This window comes from Citrobacter sp. S39 (genome assembly GCF_009495675.1).
In the GTDB taxonomy this organism is placed as follows: Bacteria; Pseudomonadota; Gammaproteobacteria; order Enterobacterales; family Enterobacteriaceae; genus Citrobacter; species Citrobacter freundii.
In genome coordinates this window covers 844,598-868,808 of record NZ_CP045555.1, presented here as the reverse complement: position 1 = coordinate 868,808, position 24,211 = coordinate 844,598, and the positions used below count along the sequence as shown (strand labels likewise).

The 24,211-nt window shown below is 52.8% G+C and carries 21 protein-coding genes, 2 tRNA genes and 1 rRNA gene; 20 read left to right on the top strand and 4 right to left on the bottom strand.

Features of this window, described 5'->3' with window-relative positions:
* Positions 1–41 precede the first annotated feature (41 nt).
* Positions 42–848, bottom strand: a complete 807-nt coding sequence (locus tag GFB57_RS04005; protein ID WP_003017905.1) for a dienelactone hydrolase family protein — start codon at positions 846–848, stop codon at positions 42–44.
* Between the two features lie 265 nt (positions 849–1,113).
* Between GFB57_RS04005 and udp the strand changes: the two genes are divergently transcribed.
* From udp to tatD, 9 genes are all read left to right on the top strand, one after another.
* Entirely contained in the window at positions 1,114–1,875 is a 762-nt protein-coding gene (udp, locus tag GFB57_RS04000; protein WP_003017903.1) for a uridine phosphorylase, read from the top strand.
* A 140-nt stretch (positions 1,876–2,015) separates the two neighbouring features.
* Positions 2,016–3,446, top strand: coding sequence for a DNA recombination protein RmuC (gene rmuC / locus GFB57_RS03995; RefSeq protein WP_003017901.1), 1,431 nt, complete (start codon positions 2,016–2,018; stop codon positions 3,444–3,446).
* 94 nt (positions 3,447–3,540) lie between these two features.
* Entirely contained in the window at positions 3,541–4,296 is a 756-nt protein-coding gene (ubiE, locus tag GFB57_RS03990; RefSeq protein WP_003017897.1) for a bifunctional demethylmenaquinone methyltransferase/2-methoxy-6-polyprenyl-1,4-benzoquinol methylase UbiE, read from the top strand.
* A 13-nt stretch (positions 4,297–4,309) separates the two neighbouring features.
* A complete protein-coding gene (gene ubiJ / locus GFB57_RS03985) occupies positions 4,310–4,915 on the top strand; it encodes a ubiquinone biosynthesis protein UbiJ (RefSeq protein ID WP_003017894.1) in 606 nt (201 codons plus the stop codon).
* Positions 4,912–6,552: a ubiquinone biosynthesis regulatory protein kinase UbiB gene (gene ubiB, locus GFB57_RS03980; RefSeq protein ID WP_003017891.1), complete on the top strand. Its 1,641-nt coding sequence runs from the start codon at positions 4,912–4,914 to the stop codon at positions 6,550–6,552. The genes ubiJ and ubiB overlap by 4 nt, the downstream gene beginning before the upstream one ends.
* 78 nt (positions 6,553–6,630) lie before the next feature.
* Complete coding sequence (gene tatA, locus GFB57_RS03975; RefSeq protein ID WP_003017888.1) at positions 6,631–6,885, top strand: Sec-independent protein translocase subunit TatA; 255 nt, start codon at positions 6,631–6,633, stop codon at positions 6,883–6,885.
* 3 nt (positions 6,886–6,888) lie between these two features.
* Positions 6,889–7,437, top strand: a complete 549-nt coding sequence (tatB, locus tag GFB57_RS03970; protein WP_003017886.1) for a Sec-independent protein translocase protein TatB — start codon at positions 6,889–6,891, stop codon at positions 7,435–7,437.
* Between the two features lie 2 nt (positions 7,438–7,439).
* Positions 7,440–8,231: a Sec-independent protein translocase subunit TatC gene (gene tatC, locus GFB57_RS03965; protein WP_003017884.1), complete on the top strand. Its 792-nt coding sequence runs from the start codon at positions 7,440–7,442 to the stop codon at positions 8,229–8,231.
* Between the two features lie 41 nt (positions 8,232–8,272).
* Entirely contained in the window at positions 8,273–9,055 is a 783-nt protein-coding gene (gene tatD / locus GFB57_RS03960; protein WP_003017882.1) for a 3'-5' ssDNA/RNA exonuclease TatD, read from the top strand.
* A 5-nt stretch (positions 9,056–9,060) separates the two neighbouring features.
* Here tatD and rfaH read toward each other — a convergent pair whose 3' ends face one another.
* Positions 9,061–9,549 (bottom strand): transcription/translation regulatory transformer protein RfaH, encoded by a 489-nt coding sequence (gene rfaH, locus GFB57_RS03955; RefSeq protein WP_003017881.1) that lies wholly within the window; start codon positions 9,547–9,549, stop codon positions 9,061–9,063.
* A gap of 204 nt (positions 9,550–9,753) precedes the next feature.
* Between rfaH and ubiD the strand changes: the two genes are divergently transcribed.
* The 4 genes from ubiD to GFB57_RS03935 all read left to right on the top strand — a co-directional run bounded on the left by ubiD (position 9,754) and on the right by GFB57_RS03935 (position 14,119).
* Entirely contained in the window at positions 9,754–11,247 is a 1,494-nt protein-coding gene (ubiD, locus tag GFB57_RS03950; RefSeq protein ID WP_003017878.1) for a 4-hydroxy-3-polyprenylbenzoate decarboxylase, read from the top strand.
* A 40-nt stretch (positions 11,248–11,287) separates the two neighbouring features.
* The gene (fre, locus tag GFB57_RS03945) at positions 11,288–11,989 is read left to right on the top strand and encodes an NAD(P)H-flavin reductase (protein WP_003017873.1); all 702 of its coding nucleotides are present in this window, start codon (positions 11,288–11,290) and stop codon (positions 11,987–11,989) included.
* A 227-nt stretch (positions 11,990–12,216) separates the two neighbouring features.
* Positions 12,217–13,131, top strand: coding sequence for an ROK family protein (locus tag GFB57_RS03940; RefSeq protein ID WP_003017871.1), 915 nt, complete (start codon positions 12,217–12,219; stop codon positions 13,129–13,131).
* A 7-nt stretch (positions 13,132–13,138) separates the two neighbouring features.
* Positions 13,139–14,119, top strand: coding sequence for a LacI family DNA-binding transcriptional regulator (locus tag GFB57_RS03935; RefSeq protein ID WP_290366936.1), 981 nt, complete (start codon positions 13,139–13,141; stop codon positions 14,117–14,119).
* Between the two features lie 178 nt (positions 14,120–14,297).
* On the opposite strand, the gene fadA is transcribed toward GFB57_RS03935, so the two are convergent.
* Together fadA and fadB are read right to left on the bottom strand one after the other, a co-directional pair.
* Positions 14,298–15,461 (bottom strand): acetyl-CoA C-acyltransferase FadA, encoded by a 1,164-nt coding sequence (fadA, locus tag GFB57_RS03930; protein WP_003017858.1) that lies wholly within the window; start codon positions 15,459–15,461, stop codon positions 14,298–14,300.
* A 9-nt stretch (positions 15,462–15,470) separates the two neighbouring features.
* On the bottom strand, positions 15,471–17,660 hold the full coding sequence (gene fadB / locus GFB57_RS03925) for a fatty acid oxidation complex subunit alpha FadB (RefSeq protein ID WP_003017855.1): 2,190 nt from the start codon (positions 17,658–17,660) through the stop codon (positions 15,471–15,473).
* 189 nt (positions 17,661–17,849) lie between these two features.
* Between fadB and pepQ the strand changes: the two genes are divergently transcribed.
* The 7 genes from pepQ to GFB57_RS03890 all read left to right on the top strand — a co-directional run bounded on the left by pepQ (position 17,850) and on the right by GFB57_RS03890 (position 24,091).
* Positions 17,850–19,181: a Xaa-Pro dipeptidase gene (gene pepQ, locus GFB57_RS03920; protein WP_003017853.1), complete on the top strand. Its 1,332-nt coding sequence runs from the start codon at positions 17,850–17,852 to the stop codon at positions 19,179–19,181.
* Positions 19,181–19,795, top strand: coding sequence for an IMPACT family protein (locus GFB57_RS03915; protein ID WP_003017851.1), 615 nt, complete (start codon positions 19,181–19,183; stop codon positions 19,793–19,795). The genes pepQ and GFB57_RS03915 overlap by 1 nt, the downstream gene beginning before the upstream one ends.
* Positions 19,796–19,833: 38 nt before the next feature.
* Positions 19,834–21,285 carry a Trk system potassium transporter TrkH gene (gene trkH / locus GFB57_RS03910; protein WP_003017848.1) on the top strand — a complete coding sequence of 484 codons (1,452 nt, stop codon included), beginning with the start codon at positions 19,834–19,836 and terminating at the stop codon, positions 21,283–21,285.
* An 11-nt stretch (positions 21,286–21,296) separates the two neighbouring features.
* Positions 21,297–21,842: a menaquinone-dependent protoporphyrinogen IX dehydrogenase gene (gene hemG / locus GFB57_RS03905; protein WP_003017846.1), complete on the top strand. Its 546-nt coding sequence runs from the start codon at positions 21,297–21,299 to the stop codon at positions 21,840–21,842.
* A gap of 375 nt (positions 21,843–22,217) precedes the next feature.
* Positions 22,218–23,759 (top strand): 16S ribosomal RNA (locus GFB57_RS03900).
* 71 nt (positions 23,760–23,830) lie between these two features.
* Positions 23,831–23,907 (top strand) — tRNA-Ile (locus GFB57_RS03895).
* A 108-nt stretch (positions 23,908–24,015) separates the two neighbouring features.
* Positions 24,016–24,091, top strand: a tRNA-Ala gene (locus GFB57_RS03890).
* Positions 24,092–24,211 lie beyond the last annotated feature (120 nt).

The following is a 24,211-nucleotide window of genomic DNA, read 5'->3' as shown; positions in this document are numbered from 1 at the left end:
GCTGATGCCTCCGTTTTGTTTATTGGTTTGCCTGGCGGGAATTATTTCTTCCCACCGTATTGCGCGAACCACTCCAGCATTCTCTGCCAGCCGTCTTTCGCGGACTCTTCGTGATAGCTCGGGCGATAATCAGCGTTGAAGGCATGTCCGGCATCGGGATAGACCACGATTTCCGCTTTCGCATTGGCGGCGCGCAGCGCCTGACGCATTGTTTCAACGGTATCTTGCGGAATGCTGGTATCCTGGCCGCCATAAAGTCCCAAAACGGGGGCGTTAAGATCGGTTGCGATATCAACGGGATGTTTCGGCGAGTTGAGGGTTTTATCACCCACCAGTTTGCCATACCACGCCACGGCCGCTTTTAACTGCGGATTATGTGCGGCATACAACCAGGTAATGCGTCCACCCCAGCAGAATCCAGTGATCATCAGTTGGTGCGCATCTCCTCCGTTGCGGGAGGCCCAGCTGGCGACGTGGTCCAGATCGGCCAGTACCTGAGAGTCAGGCACTTTGGCGACAAGGCCGCTGAGCAGCGTGGGGATGTCGGCAAAGTCATTGGGATCGCCTTCGCGAAAATAGAGTTCTGGTGCGATAGCCAGATACCCTTCCAGAGCCAGACGGCGGCAAACGTCACGAATGTGCTCATGAATACCAAAAATCTCCTGCACGACAATGACCACGGGAAGCAGGCCATCGGTTTGTTTTGGTCGTGCGTGATACGCTGGCATATCATCGCCTTGTGAAGGTATGGACGTTACACCGGCGATAATCGCGTTATCCGGAGTGTGAACCGTGGTAGACGTCGGTGGAGATACAGCAGGTGCAAAGCCAGATTGTTGTGTTGTCATGGTATTCTCCGTACCCTTAAATATTCAGCCAAAAAGCGCATTGTTAACTATAGACACATGCAACGAACCACATTGCCTTAAACGGGCTATCTTTTGTGCAGGGCTTCCTTACATCGCATCATTTATGTGATATACATCACTTTTTGATGGTAATTGAATGCAATTGATTTACATCAGAGTGATGACTGTCACGAAAATATGTTCATGCCTTCGGTAAAGTGTATTTTTGCTTCTTCTGACAAAACCGATTCACAGAGGAGTTTTTATGTCTAAGTCTGATGTTTTTCATCTCGGCCTCACTAAGAGCGACTTACAAGGGGCTACGCTTGCTATCGTCCCTGGCGACCCGGAGCGGGTGGAAAAGATCGCCGCGCTGATGGATAAGCCGGTTAAGCTGGCATCTCATCGCGAGTTCACTACCTGGCGTGCTGAGCTGGATGGTAAAGCCGTGATCGTTTGCTCTACCGGTATCGGCGGCCCGTCAACCTCTATTGCCGTAGAAGAACTGGCACAGCTGGGCATTCGTACCTTCCTGCGCATCGGTACGACTGGCGCTATCCAGCCGCATATCAACGTGGGCGATGTCCTGGTTACCACGGCGTCTGTCCGTCTGGACGGCGCAAGCCTGCACTTCGCGCCAATGGAGTTCCCGGCCGTTGCGGACTTCGAGTGCACCACTGCGCTGGTGGAAGCGGCGAAATCTATCGGCGCCACTACCCACGTGGGCGTTACCGCATCTTCTGACACCTTCTACCCGGGCCAGGAACGTTACGACACCTTCTCTGGTCGCGTCGTGAGCCGTTTCAAAGGCTCGATGGAAGAGTGGCAGTCTATGGGCGTTATGAACTACGAAATGGAATCTGCCACGCTGCTGACCATGTGCGCAAGCCAGGGTCTGCGTGCCGGTATGGTCGCGGGTGTTATCGTGAACCGTACTCAGCAAGAGATCCCTAATGCGGAAACGATGAAACAAACAGAAAGCCATGCGGTAAAAATCGTGGTGGAAGCTGCGCGTCGTTTACTGTAATTCTCCCGTCTATTCAAAAAGGCCGACGCGTTCGGCCTTTTTATTTTGCGTAGTACCTCGCAGGAAATTCCTTTTAAACTGGACGTTTATACAGCACAATTCTATTTTGTGCGGGTAAGTCGTTGCTGTAAGGGGGCGTTGTGGATATTTCAATTATGATGAGTGCCGTGCTGGCGTTAGCCGCAGGGCTGCTGGTTGGGTGGCTGGCAACAAAAGCACACGCCGACAGGATCCGTGCCGATCTCATCGAAGAACGACGTGAACTGGATATCGCGCTAAGTGCCGCCCGGCAACAACTCTCACAGGAAGCCCACTGGCGTGATGAGTGCGAACTGCTTAATAACGAATTGCGCAGCCTGCACAGTATCAACACCTCTCTGGAAGCTGATCTCCGTGAAGTCACTACCCGGCTGGAAGCAACGCAACAGCATGCGGAAGATAAGATCCGTCAGATGATCAACAGCGAACAGCGCCTGAGCGAGCAGTTTGAAAATCTGGCGAACCGTATATTCGAGCACAGCAATCGCCGCGTAGATGAGCAAAACCGCCAAAGCCTGAACAGCCTGCTGGCACCGCTTCGCGAACAACTGGACGGTTTTCGACGCCAGGTTCAGGACAGCTTTGGTAAAGAGGCACAGGAACGTCATACTCTGGCGCACGAAATTCGTAATCTCCAGCAGCTGAATGCGCAGATGGCACAGGAAGCGGTAAACCTGACGCGGGCATTAAAAGGTGATAACAAAACGCAGGGGAACTGGGGCGAGGTGGTACTCACGCGGGTGCTTGAGGCTTCTGGTCTGCGCGAAGGCTATGAATACGAAACCCAGGTCAGCATCGAAAACGACGCCCGTTCGCGGATGCAGCCAGATGTTATTGTCCGATTACCGCAGGGCAAAGATGTGGTGATTGATGCGAAAATGACGCTGGTCGCCTATGAACGCTATTTTAACGCTGAAGATGAATTCACCCGTGAGAGCGCGTTGCAGGAGCACATCGCCTCGGTGCGCAACCACATTCGTCTACTGGGCCGCAAAGACTATCAGCAGCTTCCGGGGCTGCGTACTCTTGACTATGTGCTGATGTTTATCCCCGTTGAGCCCGCTTTTTTGCTGGCGCTCGACAGACAGCCCGAACTGATTACCGAAGCGCTTAGAAATAACATTATGCTGGTGAGTCCTACCACGCTGTTGGTGGCATTGCGCACGATCGCCAACCTGTGGCGCTACGAGCATCAGAGTCGTAATGCGCAACAAATTGCCGATCGGGCCAGCAAACTTTATGACAAGATGCGGTTGTTTGTGGATGATATGTCGGCAATAGGTCAAAGCCTGGACAAAGCCCAGGACAACTACCGACAGGCGATGAAAAAACTCTCTTCAGGCCGTGGAAACGTCCTGTCGCAGGCAGAAGCGTTTCGCAGTTTAGGGGTGGAAATTAAGCGCGAGATTAATCCTGAGCTGGCTGAACAAGCCACTACGCAGGATGAAGAGTACCGTTTGCGCTCGGTCCCTGAGACGCAACAAGATGCGTCTTACCCTGATGGTGAAGCGGTAAATCAGCAATCAAACTAGTCCATTTGGGGTAGTTGAACCCGGCAGAAGGGTAGGGCAAATTGGCCCAATCTGTTACACTTCTCGAACATTTTTTGAATGAGCAGGCACTGAGATGGTGGATAATTCACAAGAAACGACGCACTTTGGCTTTCAGACCGTCGCTAAAGAGCAGAAAGCTGACATGGTGGCCCACGTTTTTCATTCTGTGGCCTCTAAATATGACGTTATGAATGACTTAATGTCATTCGGCATTCATCGTTTGTGGAAGCGCTTCACCATTGACTGCAGTGGCGTGCGTCGCGGGCAAACCGTTCTCGATTTAGCAGGCGGTACCGGCGATCTGACGGCGAAATTCTCTCGCATGGTAGGCGAAACCGGCAAAGTTGTGCTGGCGGATATCAATGACTCAATGCTCAAAATGGGTCGCGAAAAGCTGCGCAATATTGGTGTGGTGGGTAACGTTGAGTATGTTCAGGCGAATGCGGAAGCACTACCTTTCCCTGACAACACGTTTGACTGCATCACCATCTCTTTCGGTCTGCGCAACGTTACGGATAAAGACAAAGCATTACGCTCCATGTACCGCGTATTGAAGCCGGGCGGACGTCTACTGGTGCTGGAATTCTCCAAGCCGATTATCGAACCGTTGAGCAAAGCCTACGACGCGTACTCTTTCCATGTTCTGCCGCGTATAGGTTCAATGGTAGCAAGCGATGCGGACAGCTACCGCTATCTGGCGGAATCCATCCGCATGCATCCCGATCAGGACACCTTAAAAGCAATGATGCAAGATGCCGGGTTCGAAAGCGTTGATTACTACAACCTGACAGCAGGTGTCGTTGCGCTGCATCGTGGTTACAAGTTCTGACAGGAGAGTGGGGATGCCTTTAAAACCCTTAGTGACCGCAGGCGTTGAAAATCTGCTCAACACCTTTCTGTACCGCTCTCCTGCGCTCAAGTCAGCCAGAACGCGTTTACAGGGTAAAGTGCTACGTGTTGATCTCAAAGGATTTTCAACATCGTTAGTCCTGGTGTTTAGTGAGCGCCAGGTCGATGTGCTGGGGGCGTGGGAAGGCGAAGCCGATTGCACCGTAATCACATATGCCAGTGTGTTACCGAAATTGCGTGACAGACAGCAACTCACCACGCTTATCCGCAGCGGTGAACTGGAAGTCCAGGGTGATATCCAGGTAGTACAGAACTTTGTTGCGCTGGCCGATCTGGCCGAGTTGGATCCTGCAGAACTGTTAGCACCCTATACCGGCGATATCGTCGCGGAAGGGGTCAGCAAAGTCTTGCGTGGTGGAGCGAAGTTCCTGTGCCATAACTTTCAGCGCCAGCAGCGCTATGTCGCCGAAGCGATCACCGAAGAGTGGCGCATGGCTCCTGGCCCACTAGAGGTTGCATGGTTTGCTGAAGAAACGGCAGCCGTTGAGCGCGCGGTTGAATCTCTGGCCAAACGGCTGGAAAAACTGGAGGCCAAATGACGCCAGGTGAAGTACGGCGCCTTTATTTCATCATTCGCACTTTTTTAAGCTACGGTCTTGATGAACTCATCCCCAAAATGCGAATCACGCTGCCGCTTCGGTTGTGGCGTTACTCGTTGTTCTGGATGCCTAACCGACATAAAGACAAACCGCTGGGAGAAAGGCTGAGACTGGCTTTACAGGAACTCGGCCCGGTGTGGATCAAGTTTGGGCAGATGCTCTCCACCCGTCGTGACCTTTTCCCTCCGCACATCGCCGATCAGCTTGCGCTATTGCAGGATCGTGTTGCCCCGTTTGATGGGCTTAGAGCGAAAAAACAAATCGAAGAGGCCATGGGCGGGCTGCCCGTCGAGGAATGGTTTGATGATTTTGAAATCACGCCGCTGGCATCTGCGTCTGTTGCTCAGGTTCACACTGCGCGATTGAAATCGAATGGCAAAGAGGTGGTGATCAAAGTTATTCGCCCGGACATACTGCCGGTCATCAAAGCGGATTTAAAACTGATCTACCGCCTGGCTCGTTGGGTTCCTCGTCTGCTGCCAGATGGGCGTCGCCTGCGACCAACAGAAGTCGTCCGTGAATATGAAAAAACGTTGATTGATGAGCTAAATCTGCTGCGCGAATCGGCGAACGCCATTCAGCTACGACGTAATTTTGAAGATAGCCCGATGCTGTACATCCCGGAAGTGTATTCCGACTATTGCAGTCAGAACATGATGGTGATGGAGCGCATTTACGGTATCCCGGTTTCAGATGTCACCACGCTTGAGAAGAACGGCACCAATATGAAGTTGCTGGCTGAACGTGGTGTTCAGGTCTTCTTTACTCAGGTTTTCCGCGACAGCTTTTTCCATGCGGACATGCACCCCGGGAACATTTTTGTCAGTTATGAGCACCCTGAAAACCCGAAATACATTGGTATTGATTGTGGGATTGTGGGCTCTTTAAACAAAGAAGATAAGCGTTACCTGGCTGAAAACTTCATTGCGTTCTTTAACCGCGATTACCGCAAAGTTGCTGAACTGCATGTGGATTCTGGTTGGGTTCCACCGGATACCAACGTAGAAGAGTTTGAATTTGCCATTCGTACCGTGTGCGAGCCGATTTTTGAAAAACCGCTGGCGGAGATTTCCTTTGGTCATGTGCTGTTGAATTTGTTCAACACTGCGCGCCGCTTCAATATGGAAGTCCAGCCTCAACTGGTATTGCTACAGAAGACGCTGCTGTACGTTGAGGGTGTCGGACGACAGCTCTACCCGCAGTTAGATTTGTGGAAAACGGCTAAGCCATTCCTCGAATCCTGGATTAAAGATCAGGTCGGTATTCCGGCGCTCGTTAGGGCATTTAAAGAAAAAGCACCGTTCTGGGTCGAAAAAATGCCAGAAATACCTGAACTGGTGTATGACAGTTTGCGCCAGGGCAAATATTTACAGCACAGTGTTGATAAGATTGCCCGCGAGCTTCACGCGAATCATGTACGCCAGGGACAATCCCGTTATTTATTGGGCATTGGCGCAACATTGTTGCTAAGTGGAACATTCCTGCTGGTAAGCCGCCCTGAGTGGGGGCTTATGCCGGGCTGGTTGATGGTAGGCGGTGTCTTAGCCTGGTTAATCGGCTGGCGCAAAATGCGCTGAATTTTTCATCGCCCAAGGCAGGCCGTGTAACGTATACTACGGCCTTATTAATTCATCATCTATGACAGAGGAACATGTATGGGTGGTATCAGTATTTGGCAGTTGTTGATCATTGCCGTCATCGTTGTACTGCTATTTGGCACCAAGAAACTCGGCTCCATCGGTTCCGATCTTGGCGCATCGATTAAAGGCTTCAAAAAAGCGATGGGTGATGATGAGCCTAAGCAAGATAAAACCAGCCAGGACGCTGATTTTACAGCTAAATCCATCACCGATAAGCAGGGCGAAGTGAAAAAGGAAGACGCCAAAAGCCAAGATAAAGAGCAGGTATAATCCGTGTTTGATATCGGTTTTAGCGAACTGTTATTGGTGTTCGTGATCGGCCTCATTGTCCTGGGGCCGCAACGATTACCCGTAGCGGTAAAAACGGTTGCTGGCTGGGTGCGTGCTTTACGTTCCCTGGCAACTACTGTTCAGAATGAACTGACCCAGGAGCTTAAGCTTCAGGAGTTTCAGGACAGCCTGAAGAAAGTAGAGAAAGCGAGCCTGACAAATCTGACCCCGGAGCTGAAAGCGTCAATGGATGAGCTGCGTGAAGCGGCGGAATCGATGAAGCGTTCATACAGCGTGCACGATCCTGAGAAAGCGAGCGATGAAGCGCACACTATCCATAATCCGGTGGTGAAAGAAGGTGAAGCGCAGCGAGAAGGGGTCACCCCTGCCGCCGCTGAAAATCAGGCCAGTTCGCCGGAGCAAAAACCGGAATCCACGGGTGCTAAAACGCCAGAGCCGACGGAAAACGCTTCCGCCACGTTGATGGATGCAGAAAAGAAAGCCGCCGCACCTGTTGTCGAATCCTCACCCTCGTCGAGTGATAAACCGTAAACATGTCTGTAGAAGATACCCAACCGCTCATCACGCATCTTATTGAGCTGCGTAAGCGACTCCTGAACTGCATTATTGCGGTAATCGTGATCTTTCTGGCGTTGGTTTATTTTGCCAACGACATTTACCATATGGTTGCAGCGCCGCTGATTAAACAGATGCCGCAGGGCGCAACGATGATCGCCACCGATGTGGCTTCGCCGTTCTTTACGCCAATCAAGTTGACCTTCATGGTGTCGCTGATCCTGTCAGCGCCAGTGATCCTCTACCAGGTATGGGCATTCATTGCGCCTGCTTTGTACAAACATGAACGTCGCTTGGTTGTGCCGCTGCTGGTCTCCAGTTCGTTGCTGTTCTACATCGGCATGGCATTCGCCTATTTTGTCGTCTTCCCGTTGGCGTTTGGTTTTCTGGCTAACACGGCTCCGCAAGGCGTGCAGGTATCAACGGACATTGCCAGCTATCTCAGCTTTGTAATGGCGCTATTTATGGCTTTCGGTGTCTCTTTTGAGGTCCCTGTCGCCATTGTGCTGCTATGCTGGATGGGCATTACGACGCCAGACGATTTACGTAAGAAACGACCTTACGTTGTGGTGGGAGCATTCGTCGTCGGGATGTTACTGACCCCGCCAGATGTCTTCTCGCAAACGTTGTTGGCGATACCGATGTACTGCCTGTTTGAAGTGGGCGTTTTCTTCTCTCGTTTCTATGTCGGCAAGCGACGTACGCGAGATGAGGACAACGAGGCTGAAGAAGCAAAAGAAGCCGAAGCCACCGAGAAAACAGAAGAGTAAATTCAACCGCCCGTCAGGGCGGTTGTCATATGGGAGGTAGCATGTTTGACATTGGCGTTAATTTAACCAGTTCACAATTTGCAAAAGACAGGGATGATGTTGTGGCGCGCGCCTTTGCTGCGGGCGTAAACGGTATGCTTCTGACTGGAACAAACCTGCACGAAAGCCAGCAGGCGCTAAAGTTGGCACAGCATTATCCGCATTGCTGGTCCACGGCTGGCGTGCACCCGCATGACAGCAGCCAATGGCAGTCCTCAACGGAAGACGAGATTATCGCGCTGGCAAACCAGTCTGAGGTGGTCGCTATTGGCGAGTGCGGTCTGGATTTCAATCGCAATTTCTCCACGCCGCAGGAGCAGGAACGTGCTTTTGAGGCGCAGCTGCGCATTGCTGCTGAACTGCAGATGCCGATTTTCATGCATTGTCGGGATGCCCACGAGCGTTTTCTGACGTTGCTGGAGCCGTGGCTGGATAGCCTCCCAGGCGCGGTGCTGCACTGTTTTACCGGAACGCGACAGGAGATGCAGGACTGCGTGGACCGGGGACTCTATATCGGTATCACCGGCTGGGTCTGTGATGAGCGCCGGGGGATGGAACTGCGGGAACTGCTGCCGTTTATTCCGGTGGAAAGGCTGCTGATTGAAACCGATGCGCCTTACCTACTCCCTCGCGACTTAACGCCTAAACCGACGTCACGGCGCAATGAACCGGCGCACCTGCCACATATTCTTGAGCGTATTGCCCACTGGCGCGGTGAAAATCCTCAATGGCTGTCAGCAACCATTGATGCTAACGTCCGAACGCTGTTCGAAGTGACCTTCTAAACGGCTTAAATTTTTCGAAAGCCGGTATTTTTCACGCTCTGCTTAACCTCTTTATTCAACAGGTTAAGCAGTAGCATGGAACGCGCTTCGCCATCCGGTTCGGTGAAGATCGCTTTTAGCCCCTCAAACGCCCCTTCAGTAATAATCACGCTGTCCCCTGGCTGAGGAGTTTGCGGGTCAACAATTCCTTCAGGCTTGTAGATAGAAAGCTGGTGAATAACGGGAGAAGGAACGGTCGCAGGCGTCGCGCCAAAACGGACGAAATGGCTGACACCACGCGTGGCATTGATAGTCGTGGTGTGGATCACTTCCGGGTCGAACTCGACAAACATGTAATTAGGGAATAGTGGTTCACTGACTGTGGTACGTTTACCGCGCACTATTTTTTCCAGGGTGATCATAGGCGTCAGGCAGTTCACCGCCTGTCTTTCCAGGTGTTCCTGGGCTCGCTGAAGTTGCCCACGTTTGCAGTACAGTAAATACCAGGATTGCATAATAACTCTTATCCGCTTGTTCTGAGCGCCAGCATAGCAAAAGCCATGCGTTAAGTTAATTATACCCGCCTCAACGCAGGCTGAAACCCAATGGGTATATACTCCCAGGGCTTATATGTATCGCCAGAGTTCACGCTAATTTAACAAAAATACAGCATCACAATGATGAACGCCGTATAATGAAGCGCTTACGAAGAGGCCACAATGGACGCCATGAAATATCACGATTTACGCGACTTCCTGACGCTGCTTGAACAGCAGGGCGAGCTCAAACGCATTTCGCTTGAGGTGGATCCCCACCTGGAAATTACTGAAATTGCCGATCGCACTCTGCGTGCCGGTGGGCCTGCGTTACTGTTTGAGAATCCGAAAGGCTATTCAATGCCGGTGCTGTGTAACCTGTTTGGCACACCAAAGCGTGTTGCGATGGGGATGGGACAAGAAGATGTCTCGGCGCTACGAGAAGTCGGTAAACTGTTGGCGTTTTTGAAAGAGCCAGAGCCACCGAAAGGATTCCGCGATCTGTTTGATAAGCTGCCGCAGTTTAAGCAGGTGTTGAACATGCCGACTAAGCGGTTGCGCGGTGCGCCTTGTCAGCAAAAAATCTACTCAGGCGATGACGTTGATTTAAACCGCATTCCGATTATGACCTGCTGGCCGGAAGATGCCGCGCCGCTGATTACCTGGGGACTCACCGTCACGCGTGGTCCGCATAAAGAGCGGCAGAATCTGGGCATCTATCGCCAGCAGCTGATTGGTAAAAACAAGCTTATTATGCGCTGGTTGTCCCATCGCGGCGGCGCGCTTGATTATCAGGAATGGTGCGCGGCGCATCCTGGCGAACGTTTCCCGGTTTCAGTGGCGTTGGGGGCCGATCCTGCGACCATTCTGGGGGCTGTGACACCCGTTCCTGATACATTATCCGAGTACGCATTTGCCGGGCTGTTGCGCGGTACCAAGACCGAAGTGGTCAAATGTATTTCCAACGACCTGGAAGTGCCTGCCAGCGCAGAAATCGTACTGGAAGGGTACGTCGAACCGGGCGAGCTGGCTCCAGAAGGGCCCTATGGCGATCATACCGGCTACTACAACGAAGTAGATAATTTCCCGGTCTTTACCGTCACCCACATTACCCAGCGTGAAGATGCTATTTATCACTCTACCTATACCGGACGCCCGCCTGATGAGCCAGCAGTGCTCGGCGTGGCGCTGAACGAAGTATTCGTTCCTATTCTGCAAAAGCAGTTCCCGGAAATCGTCGATTTTTACCTGCCTCCGGAAGGCTGTTCATATCGTCTGGCCGTGGTGACGATGAAAAAACAGTACGCAGGCCATGCCAAACGCGTCATGATGGGTGTTTGGTCGTTTTTGCGCCAGTTCATGTACACCAAATTTGTTATTGTCTGCGATGATGACGTTAACGCGCGCGACTGGAATGATGTAATTTGGGCTATTACTACCCGCATGGACCCCGCCCGGGATACGGTACTGGTAGAGAATACGCCAATTGATTACCTGGACTTTGCCTCGCCGGTTTCCGGCCTTGGTTCAAAAATGGGGCTGGATGCCACAAATAAATGGCCGGGCGAAACCCAACGCGAATGGGGACGTCCGATTAAAAAAGATCCTGAAGTGACTGCGCGTATTGACGCAATTTGGGATGAACTGGCCATCTTTAATGACGGCAAAAGCGCCTGAGGCGCGATCGTTTTGCCTATTGATCCGACAGAGAGAGCGCATGACAACCTTAAGCTGTAAAGTGACCTCGGTAGAAGCTATAACTGACACCGTATATCGCGTTCGTTTAGTGCCAGACGCGGCGTTTTCCTTTCGTGCTGGCCAGTATTTAATGGTCGTGATGGACGAAAGGGATAAGCGTCCGTTCTCCATGGCATCAACGCCGGACGAGCAAGGATTCATTGAGCTGCACGTTGGCGCCTCTGAGCTAAATCTTTACGCCATGGCCGTGATGGACCGTATTCTGAAAGACCGGGAAATCAAGGTCGATATTCCGCATGGCGAAGCCTGGCTGCGTGATGAAGACGAGCGCCCGCTGATCCTGATTGCCGGAGGTACAGGATTCTCTTACGTGCGTTCTATTCTGCTTACCGCGCTGGCACGCAATCCCAACCGCGATATCACGATTTACTGGGGCGGGCGCGAAGAGAAGCATCTCTACGATCTCTCAGAGCTGGAAGCATTGTCGGTGAATCACCCGAACCTGCGTGTTGAGCCGGTGGTAGAGCAGCCTGAAGACGGCTGGCGTGGTCGTACGGGAACCGTGTTAACGGCAGTATTGCAGGATTACGGTACTCTGGCGGAACACGATATCTACATTGCTGGTCGTTTTGAGATGGCAAAAATCGCGCGCGACCTGTTCTGTAATGAGCGTCAGGCACGTGAAGATCGCCTGTTTGGCGACGCGTTCGCGTTCATTTAAGCGCTGTGCGCCGGAGTCCTTCCGGCGCATCCATCACCAACCTTACTTCTTCTAACAGGGTGCAAGCCCGGTCTCACAGCTCCTCTTTTCAGAACATTTTTAGTAAACATGTTTTTCCTATCTATTAACCATAAAACTGATTTTTTGTGACGGGTCTCATTTTGTTTAGTAAACAAAATAGGCAAGCTGTATCGCATCACATTGCTGGACATCAACGAGGGAAAACCATGAGGCTCGGACTGGATATCGGCGGGACTAAAATTGAAGCGGTGGTGATTGATAACGCGGGTGAAATTGTTTACCGCGAGCGATGTGCGACACCAAAGCAGAGTTACGGTGATTTTTTCCAGGCCGTGACGGAGATGATTTCTAAGGCCAGACTGGCCGTTAATCAGTCTTTATCGGTTGGTGTTGGAGTGCCTGGCGCGGTGGATAGCGAAGGTTTGATTAAGAATTCGAACATCCTGGTGTTGAATCAGCAGGCTTTTGCTCAAGACCTTGAGCGAGCGTTAGGAATACCCGTGCCTGTTACTAATGATGCCAACTGCTTTACCCTGTCGGAAGCGATGGACGGTAGCGGAAACGGGCATAGCGTGGTATTTGGCGTGATCCTCGGTACCGGTTGCGGCGGTGGACTATGCATCGATAATCGTTTGATCTCTGGGCCTAACGCCTGTGCAGGAGAGTGGGGACATAATGCATTGCCGCGCTACCACGAATCTCGGGATGGGGCTGAAGTGACATGCTATTGCGGACAGGTGAACTGTATTGAGAGCTTTATTTCCGGCAGCGGCCTGGAGCGTCAGTATATGAATCACACCGCGCAACATGCAGGTGTGCCACATATTATGCAGCGGGTAGAATCGGGTGATGTAGATGCCTGTTTGTTATGGGAACGCTATTGCGATCAGCTGGCGCGCGCGTTGGCGGGGGTGGTGAATACGCTCGATCCCGATGTTATCGTGCTGGGCGGTGGGGTATCCAATATCACTTTACTGTACTCAGGCTTGCAGGCGCGAGTGGCGCAGTACGTATTTGGTAAACAGTGCCGTACGCCGATCGTTCAGGCCCGACACGGTGACAGCAGCGGCGTACGCGGCGCGGCCTGGCTGGGGGCGCAAAAGGCCAGCGTAAATCAATGAGAGTGACATGACGAAAGCTGTACGTATCAGGGATATTGCCGAAGCTTGTGGTGTCTCGGTTGGCGCGGTTTCCCGCGCCTTGAAAGGGCAGCCAGGGCTACGTGAAGATACCCGGCTGCGCATTATTTCTGTGGCGCAGCAGCAGGGTTATGATTTTTCTCGCCTGCGTGCAGACAAGATCAAACGCGTCCTGTTTTTGCTGCACCGCCAGCACAATATCAGCCGGGCATTGCCGTTTTATTCTCAACTGCTGCTGGGGATAGAAGATAACTGTCGTGACCATGGTATTGCGCTGAGCTTTCTCTCCATTGGTCCAGGCGATGCAGTGAGTGAGCAGGTGATGTTGCACCAGCCTGATGCGCTGATCTGCGCGGGATTTTTTGAGCCTGAATTACTTGGCTTGCTGCAACAGATGAAACTTCCGTTGGTGCTGGTGGATCTCTGGGCGCCGGGCCTGCCTTGCGTGAACCCGGACAATACCCAGGGCGGTTATCTGGCCACGCAACATCTGATTGCGCAAGGGCGCAGCCGTATCGCTTTTCTTGCCAGTTCGCTTGCACACTACAGCATCCGTCAGCGCGAGAAGGGCTACCGTCAGGCATTGTATGAAGCCCGTTTGCTGATGCCGCCAGAGTATGAAGCCATTGCGCCGCCACTGCTGGATACCGAGCAATCTTTGGTGGAGGCGATTAATGAATTGCTCAGCCTGCCAGAGCCGCCCGACGCTATTTTTGCCTATAACGACGCGGCAGCGCTGGTTGTTCAACGGGTGTGTGCGCAGCAGGGTATACGTATCCCGGAAGATCTTGCGTTGGTGGGGTTTGATGATATTGATGCTGCGGCCTGGTCACATCCACCACTCACCACCATTGCGGTTGATAAACAACAATTGGGGCGTGAAGCGCTGCGTTTATTGCTGGAAGAAAATCAGGAAGAGAATCTGCTGTTGCCGGTGCAGTTAGTGGTGCGTGGTAGTTCAGGGAAATAAAAAACCCGCCCCTGACAGGCGGGAAGAACGGCAACTAAACCTTTCCCCGTCATAATTCACACTGCCTCTTTGTTGGCTGCCTTTGCTCACCCCGGTCACATAGTTATCTATGCTCCCGGGGATTCGCTCAGTTGCCGCCGCGATGCAGCGCGAATTATTTAGGGGAATTTATCTTTGATTAAACTCGCTCAAATACCGTCGCGATGCCCTGACCTAACCCGATACACATCGTCGCCAGGCCAAACTGTACGTCTTTGCGTTCCATCAGGTTGAGCAGGGTGGTGCTGATACGTGCCCCGGAGCATCCCAGTGGGTGGCCCAGAGCGATCGCGCCGCCGTTGAGGTTGATCTTCTCGTCTATCTGCTCCATCAGTCCCAGATCTTTAATGCACGGCAGGATCTGAGCGGCAAAGGCTTCGTTCATCTCAAACAAGCCGATGTCGCTGGTGGAGAGTCCCGCTTTTTTCAGCGCCAGCTTTGAGGCTGGAACCGGACCGTAACCCATGATTGACGGGTCGCAGCCAACAACAGCCATCGAACGAATACGGGCTCGTGGCGTCAGACCCAGCTCACGGGCGCGACTTTCACTCATCACCAGCATCGCCGCTGCGCCGTCGGAGAGCGCGGAGGATGTACCGGCAGTGACCGTTCCACTAACCGGATCGAACGCCGGGCGCAGGGTGGAGAGCGCTTCAACGGTTGTCTCCGGGCGGATAACCTCATCGTAGTTAAACTGCTTCAGCACGCCGTCGGCATCATGACCGCCGGTTGGGATGATTTCGTTTTTAAATGCGCCAGACTGTGTTGCAGCCCAGGCGCGAGCATGTGAACGTGCGGCGAAAGCATCCTGCATTTCACGGCTGATGCCGTGCATGCGGGAGAGCATTTCTGCGGTCAGACCCATCATCCCCGCCGCTTTTGCTACGTTGCGGCTCATGCCCGGATGGAAATCAACGCCGTGGCTCATTGGTACATGGCCCATATGCTCCACGCCACCAATCAGGCATGCCTGAGCATCGCCGGTCATGATCATACGTGCCGCGTCGTGCAGCGCCTGCATTGATGAACCGCACAGGCGGTTCACGGTGACCGCCGGAACGGAGTGCGGAATTTCCGCCAGCAGCGCGGCGTTACGGGCGATGTTGAAACCCTGCTCCAGCGTTTGCTGCACACAGCCCCAGTAAATGTCATCCAGCGCGGTTGGATCCAGTGCCGGATTACGCGCCAGCAGGCTACGCATTAAGTGTGCGGAGAGATCTTCTGCCCGCACGTTACGAAACGCCCCCCCTTTTGAACGGCCCATCGGGGTACGGATCGCATCAACAATTACAACCTGTTCCATTGTGTCTCCTTAAGCCGTTTTCAGGCTGCCAACCGGGCGGGCAGGCTCAACCTGGGGATAATACGGTTCGTTATGGCGCGCCTTATCACGCAGACCAGCCGGAACTTCATACAGCGCTCCGAGGTGCTGATACTGCTGGGCCATATCGAGATACTTCGCGCTGCCGAGCGTATCCAGCCAGCGGAACGCGCCGCCGTGGAACGGAGGGAAGCCCAGGCCATACACCAGTGCCATATCGGCTTCTGCCGGGCTGGCTATAATGCCTTCTTCCAGGCACCGTACCACTTCGTTGACCATTGGGATCATCATGCGAGCGATAATCTCTTCATCACTGAATTCGCGTTTCGGCTGGCTGACTTCTGCCAGCAGATCATCAACGGTGGCATCCTCTTCTTTTTTCGGCTTGCCCTTGTTGTCTTCTTTATAACGCCAGAATCCAAGACCGTTTTTCTGTCCGAAACGGTTAGCATCAAACAGGGCGTCTATCGCGTCGCGATAATCTTTCTGCATACGCTGAGGGAAGCCTGCGGACATCACTGCCTGCGCGTGATGTGCGGTATCAATTCCCACCACGTCCAGCAGATAAGCCGGGCCCATCGGCCAGCCAAACTGTTTTTCCATGACTTTATCGACTTTGCGGAAATCCGCCCCATCGCGCAGCAGCTGGCTGAAACCGGCAAAATACGGGAACAGCACGCGGTTCACGAAGAAACCGGGGCAGTCGTTGACCACAATTGGCGTTTTGCCCATCTGGCTTGCCCATGCGACAACTTTGGCGATGGTTTCATCCGAGCTTTTCTCGCCGCGAATGATCTCAACCAGTGGCATGCGGTGTACTGGGTTAAAGAAGTGCATCCCACAGAAGTTTTCCGGGCGCTTGAGCGCGCTGGCCAGCTCGTTGATTGGGATGGTCGAGGTATTCGACGCCAGTACGGTGTCCGGGCGTACCTGATCTTCGGTTTCCGCCAGTACCGCTTTTTTCACTTTCGGGTTTTCCACGACCGCTTCAACCACCACGTCCACACGCTCAAAACCGCTATAGTCGAGGGTTGGATGAATAGTGGAAATCACGCCCGCCATTTTCAGACCGTCAATTTTGCCGCGCTCAAGCTGTTTGTTCAGCAGTTTGGCCGCTTCGGTCATGCCCAGCGTTAATGATTTGTCGTTGATATCTTTCATGACAACCGGCACGCCTTTCCAGGCTGACTGGTAAGCGATGCCGCCGCCCATAATGCCTGCACCCAGCACTGCCGCTTGCTTTGGTGCTTCAATATTTTTGGTGAGCTTTTTGGCTTTGGCTTTCACGAACTGATCGTTAAGGAAGATCCCAACCAGCGCGCGAGCTTCACTGGTGTGCGCCAGTGGCACAAAGCTTTTATTTTCCAGATTCAGCGCTTCTTCACGGCCAAAACGAGCCGCTGCTTCAATAGTTTTTACCGCGGTAATCGGTGCGGGATAATGCTTACCTGCCGTCTGTGCCACCATGCCTTTGGCGATGGTAAAGCTCATAGCCGCTTCAATTTTGCTGAGTTTCAACGGCTCCAGTTTCGGCTGACGTTTGGCTTTCCAGTCGAGGTCGCCGTTAATCGCCTGACGTAATACCGCGATCGCGCCATCAAGCAGTTTGTCTTGCTTCACTACGCCATCGACCAGACCGATTTTTAGCGCCTGCTCAGCACCAACGTCTTTACCTGCCGCAATAATTTCCAGAGCGCTGTCCGCACCCAGCATACGTGGCATACGCACAGAGCCGCCAAAGCCCGGCATAATGCCCAGCTTGGTTTCCGGCAGGCCAATGCGCAGGTCCGGCGTTGCCAGACGATAATCGGTTGCCAGGACACACTCGCAGCCACCGCCCAACGCATAACCATTTACCGCTGAGAGGGTCGGAACAGGTAGATCTTCGAGGCGGTTAAAGACGCTGTTGGCAAAATGCAGCCACTGGCTCAGTTGCTCTTCAGGCACGAGGAACAGTGAAAGGAATTCGGTGATATCGGCACCAACAATAAAGGCTGCTTTGTTAGAGCGCAGAAGCAGCCCTTTTAAATTCGGTTGTTTTTCCAGCACATCAAGCGCATGGCCCAGGCTGGCAACGGTGGCCGTGTCGAGTTTATTGACCGAACCAGGGGCATCGAACACCAGTTCGGCGATGCCATCTTCCAGCCAGTCGAGGTACAGGGTGTCGCCTTTGTAAAGCATGTCAGTCTCCTGAATCCGCAAGGTGATCTGGTCATACCAGATGAATCGAAGTGTGTGTTTTATGTTAATAAAATGCAAATGAATGATTAAAGAAATGACGATTCGATCACGCTCGGCAGAAATCACGCACTCACAAAGCGATGTGCTAAGATGCGGAGACTTGAGGTCAAAAAAACAGAAGGGTAGAAAATGGAATCACTGGCCGCACTCTATAAAAATCATATCGTTACCTTACAAGAACGGACGCGCGACGCGCTGGAGCGCTTCAAGCTGGATGCGTTACTTATTCACTCAGGCGAACTTGTTAACGTCTTTCTCGACGATCATCCGTACCCGTTTAAGGTCAATCCGCAATTCAAAGCCTGGGTGCCTGTCACGCAGGTTCCTAACTGCTGGTTGCTGGTGGATGGCGTAAACAAGCCGAAACTGTGGTTCTACCTGCCGGTCGATTACTGGCACAACGTTGAGCCGCTGCCTACCTCTTTCTGGACGGAAGAAATCGAGATCATCGCGCTGCCGAAAGCGGATGGTATCGGTAGCCAACTGCCAGCTGCTCGCGGCAATATCGGTTACATTGGCCCGGTTCCGGAACGTGCCCTGCAACTGGACATCGCGGCCAGCAACATCAACCCGAAAGGGGTGATTGACTACCTGCATTATTACCGTGCCTATAAAACGGACTACGAACTGGCCTGTATGCGCGAAGCGCAGAAAATGGCGGTAAATGGACACCGTGCAGCAGAAGAAGCGTTCCGTTCCGGAATGAGCGAGTTTGACATCAACCTCGCTTACCTGACTGCCACCGGTCACCGCGACACCGACGTGCCATACAGCAACATCGTGGCGCTTAACGAGCATGCTTCGGTTCTTCATTACACCAAGCTGGATCATCAGGCGCCGTCTGAAATCCGCAGCTTCCTGCTCGACGCTGGCGCGGAATACAACGGCTATGCGGCAGACCTGACGCGTACCTGGTCGGCGAAAAGCGACAACGACTATGCGCATCTGGTGAAAGACGTTAACGACGAAGAGCTGGCGCTGATTGCCACCATGAAAGCAGGTACCAGCTACGTGGATTACCACATTCAGTTCCATCAGCGCATCGCGAAGCTGCTGCGTAAGCATCAAATCATCACCGATATGAGTGAAGAGGCGCTGGTAGAAAACGATCTTACCGGGCCGTTTATGCCACACGGCATTGGTCACCCGCTGGGCCTGCAGGTACATGATGTCGCTGGCTTTATGCAGGATGACAGTGGTACCCATCTGGCCGCGCCGTCGAAGTATCCTTACCTGCGTTGCACCCGCGTATTGCAACCGGGCATGGTTCTGACCATCGAACCGGGCATTTACTTCATTGAATCTCTGCTGGCGCCATGGCGTGAAGGGCAGTTCAGCAAACACTTCAACTGGCAGAAAATTGAAGCCCTGAAACCGTTCGGCGGTATTCGTATTGAAGACAACGTGGTGGTCCACGAAAACAATATCGAAAACATGACGCGGGATTTGAAACTGGCGTAATGGACAGTTGGTTAATCCCTGCGGCGCCGGTTAGCGTCGTCGAAGAGATCAAAAAAAGCCGCTTCATTACGCTGCTCGCCCATACGGACGGCGTTGAAGCGGCCAAAGCGTTTGTTGAGTCAGTCAAAGCGGAACACCCGGACGCCCGCCACCATTGCGTGGCATGGGTGGCGGGTGCGCCCAATGACTCGCAGCAGCTGGGATTTTCAGACGATGGCGAACCGGCGGGTACGGCAGGTAAACCGATGCTCGCACAACTGATGGGGAGCGGTGTCGGTGAGATTACCGCTGTAGTCGTGCGCTACTACGGCGGTATCCTTCTCGGTACTGGAGGGTTGGTAAAAGCCTACGGCGGCGGTGTGAATCAGGCGTTGCGCCAGTTAACGACACAGCGCAAGACGCCATTAACCGAATATACTTTGCAGTGTGAGTACGGTCAGCTGGCAGGCATTGAAGCCTTGCTGGGGCAGTTTGACGGTAAAGTTGTTGCCAGTGATTACCAGGCTTTTGTTCGACTCAGGGTGGCGCTTCCTTTTGCCAAAGTGGATGAGTTTTCGGCAAAACTGGCGGATTTTAGTCGTGGTTCATTGCAATTGTTAGCGATTGAAGAATAATCCCCACCTCATTTTAAAGAACTAAGGAAGCGGCAGAGATGCATTTTCGCGCCATCACCCGAATCGTTGGACTACTGGTCATCTTATTCTCGGGGACAATGATTATCCCTGGACTGGTAGCGCTCATCTACCGTGACGGGGCAGGGCGTGCATTCACCCAAACTTTCTTCGTTGCTTTGGCGATCGGCTCCATGCTGTGGTGGCCAAACCGTAAAGAGAAGGGCGAGCTGAAATCGCGCGAAGGATTTCTGATTGTCGTTTTGTTCTGGACCGTTCTGGGCAGCGTGGGTGCGCTACCGTTCATCTTTGCGGAAAGCCCTAACCTGACGATAACCGACGCTTTTTTTGAATCCTTTTCCGGATTGACCACTACCGGTGCGACGACGCTGGTGGGGCTGGATTCATTGCCACACGCGATTCTCTTCTATCGCCAGATGCTGCAATGGTTCGGCGGGATGGGGATCATCGTGCTGGCGGTGGCTATCCTGCCTATTCTTGGCGTGGGTGGGATGCAGCTCTATCGGGCAGAAATGCCGGGGCCGCTGAAAGATAATAAGATGCGCCCGCGTATTGCCGAAACGGCGAAAACGCTGTGGCTTATCTATGTATTACTGACGGTGGCGTGCGCGCTGGCGCTATGGTTTGCCGGGATGCCCGCGTTTGACGCCATTGGGCACAGTTTTGCCACGATTGCCATCGGTGGTTTTTCCACACACGATGCCAGCGTGGGGTATTTCGACAGTCCCACGATTAATACGATTATTGCTATCTTCTTGCTGATCTCCGGTTGTAACTATGGTCTGCACTTCTCTTTATTAAGTGGGCGTAGTCTGAAGGTTTACTGGCGCGATCCGGAATTCCGCATGTTCATCGGCGTGCAGTTGACGCTGGTGGCTGTCTGTACGTTGGTGCTGTGGATACACAATACCTATGGCTCGGCGCTCACGACGATCAACCAGGCCTTTTTCCAGGTGGTATCGATGGCGACGACTGCCGGATTTACCACGGACAGTATTGCCCGCTGGCCGCTGTTCCTGCCGGTGCTGCTGCTGTGTTCTGCTTTTATCGGCGGCTGTGCCGGGTCGACGGGGGGGGGCTTGAAGGTGATTCGTATCCTGCTGCTGTTTAAGCAAGGCAACCGCGAATTGAAACGACTGGTTCATCCGAATGCGGTTTACAGTATCAAACTGGGTAACCGTGCGTTGCCGGAGCGAATTCTTGAAGCCGTATGGGGATTCTTCTCTGCCTATGCGTTGGTCTTTATTATCAGTATGCTGGCGATTATTGCGACCGGCGTTGATGACTTCTCCGCGTTTGCCTCTGTTGTGGCAACGTTGAATAACCTGGGGCCTGGACTGGGGGTTGTTGCCGACAACTTTGCCAGTATGAACCCTGTGGCGAAGTGGATCCTGATTGCCAATATGCTGTTTGGTCGTCTGGAGGTCTTTACTCTGCTGGTGCTCTTTACCCCTACCTTCTGGCGTGAATAATGGAGTAACACGTGAAAACACTGATTCTTTTTTCTTCCCGGGACGGACAAACGCGTGAAATCGCGGAATATCTGGCTTCTGAACTCAAAGAGCTGGGCGTTTGGGCAGATGTTGTTAATTTGCATCGTACCGCGGAGCCGGACTGGCAAAATTATGACAGCGTGGTGATTGGCGCCTCGATTCGCTATGGTCATTACCATGCTGCTTTTCAGGAGTTTGTGAAAAAGCATGCCACACGGCTGAATTCGATGCCGAGTGCGTTCTACTCCGTAAACCTCGTTGCCCGTAAACCGGAGAAACGTACGCCGCAAACCAACAGCTATGCGCGTAAGTTCCTGATGAGTTCGCCGTGGCGACCAGATCACAGTGCAGTCATTGCGGGTGCTTTGCTGTATCCCCGCTATCGCTGGTATGACCGCGTTATGATCCAACTGATAATGAAGATGTCAGGTGGTGAAACGGATACGAATAAAGAAGTGGTGTATACCGATTGGGAACAGGTTGCGAGATTCGCGCGGGAAATAGCCCAATTAACCAACAAAACGTCGTTAAAATAAACGTAAAGAATAAAAAACACGCACTCGGAAGATTATTTTAAATTTCCCCTTGTCAGCCTGAAATAACTCCCTATAATGCGCCTCCACTGACACGGAACAACGGATTACAAGCCGCCGGGTCAGCGGAGTTCCACTGAGAACTCCGGCGAAGAAAGCGAAATTAAATGCTTGACTTCGTAGCGGGATGGCGTAATATGCACACCCCGCGCCGCTGAGAAAAAGCGAAGCGGCACTGCTCTTTAACAATTTATCAGACAATCTGTGTGGGCACTCGAAGATACGGATTCTTAACGTCGCAAGACGAAAAATGAATACCAAGTCTCTGAGTGAACATACGTAATTCATTACGAAGTTTAATTCACGAGCATCAAACTTAAATTGAAGAGTTTGATCATGGCTCAGATTGAACGCTGGCGGCAGGCCTAACACATGCAAGTCGAACGGTAGCACAGAGGAGCTTGCTCCTTGGGTGACGAGTGGCGGACGGGTGAGTAATGTCTGGGAAACTGCCCGATGGAGGGGGATAACTACTGGAAACGGTAGCTAATACCGCATAACGTCGCAAGACCAAAGAGGGGGACCTTCGGGCCTCTTGCCATCGGATGTGCCCAGATGGGATTAGCTAGTAGGTGGGGTAACGGCTCACCTAGGCGACGATCCCTAGCTGGTCTGAGAGGATGACCAGCCACACTGGAACTGAGACACGGTCCAGACTCCTACGGGAGGCAGCAGTGGGGAATATTGCACAATGGGCGCAAGCCTGATGCAGCCATGCCGCGTGTATGAAGAAGGCCTTCGGGTTGTAAAGTACTTTCAGCGAGGAGGAAGGCGTTGTGGTTAATAACCGCAGCGATTGACGTTACTCGCAGAAGAAGCACCGGCTAACTCCGTGCCAGCAGCCGCGGTAATACGGAGGGTGCAAGCGTTAATCGGAATTACTGGGCGTAAAGCGCACGCAGGCGGTCTGTCAAGTCGGATGTGAAATCCCCGGGCTCAACCTGGGAACTGCATCCGAAACTGGCAGGCTAGAGTCTTGTAGAGGGGGGTAGAATTCCAGGTGTAGCGGTGAAATGCGTAGAGATCTGGAGGAATACCGGTGGCGAAGGCGGCCCCCTGGACAAAGACTGACGCTCAGGTGCGAAAGCGTGGGGAGCAAACAGGATTAGATACCCTGGTAGTCCACGCCGTAAACGATGTCGACTTGGAGGTTGTGCCCTTGAGGCGTGGCTTCCGGAGCTAACGCGTTAAGTCGACCGCCTGGGGAGTACGGCCGCAAGGTTAAAACTCAAATGAATTGACGGGGGCCCGCACAAGCGGTGGAGCATGTGGTTTAATTCGATGCAACGCGAAGAACCTTACCTACTCTTGACATCCAGAGAACTTAGCAGAGATGCTTTGGTGCCTTCGGGAACTCTGAGACAGGTGCTGCATGGCTGTCGTCAGCTCGTGTTGTGAAATGTTGGGTTAAGTCCCGCAACGAGCGCAACCCTTATCCTTTGTTGCCAGCGGTTAGGCCGGGAACTCAAAGGAGACTGCCAGTGATAAACTGGAGGAAGGTGGGGATGACGTCAAGTCATCATGGCCCTTACGAGTAGGGCTACACACGTGCTACAATGGCATATACAAAGAGAAGCGACCTCGCGAGAGCAAGCGGACCTCATAAAGTATGTCGTAGTCCGGATTGGAGTCTGCAACTCGACTCCATGAAGTCGGAATCGCTAGTAATCGTGGATCAGAATGCCACGGTGAATACGTTCCCGGGCCTTGTACACACCGCCCGTCACACCATGGGAGTGGGTTGCAAAAGAAGTAGGTAGCTTAACCTTCGGGAGGGCGCTTACCACTTTGTGATTCATGACTGGGGTGAAGTCGTAACAAGGTAACCGTAGGGGAACCTGCGGTTGGATCACCTCCTTACCTTAAAGAAGCGTTCTTTGTAGTGCTCACACAGATTGTCTGATGAAAATTAGCAGTAAGAAAATCTCTGCAGGCTTGTAGCTCAGGTGGTTAGAGCGCACCCCTGATAAGGGTGAGGTCGGTGGTTCAAGTCCACTCAGGCCTACCAAATTCGCATCCGTGCTGTGTTACGGCGATGCTCGCATACTTCAGTATGCTTCGCACCACCGCGCCTTGCCCGGAAACGAATTAGGGTACAGAGATTAGCATTTACGATGGGGTTATAGCTCAGCTGGGAGAGCGCCTGCCTTGCACGCAGGAGGTCTGCGGTTCGATCCCGCATAGCTCCACCATCTTTACTGCAAAAACACAAGAAAACTTCAGAGTGTACCTGAAAAGGTTCACTGCGAAGTTTTGCTCTTTAAAAATCTGGATCAAGCTGAAAATTGAAACGACACACTGTTTCATTTCTC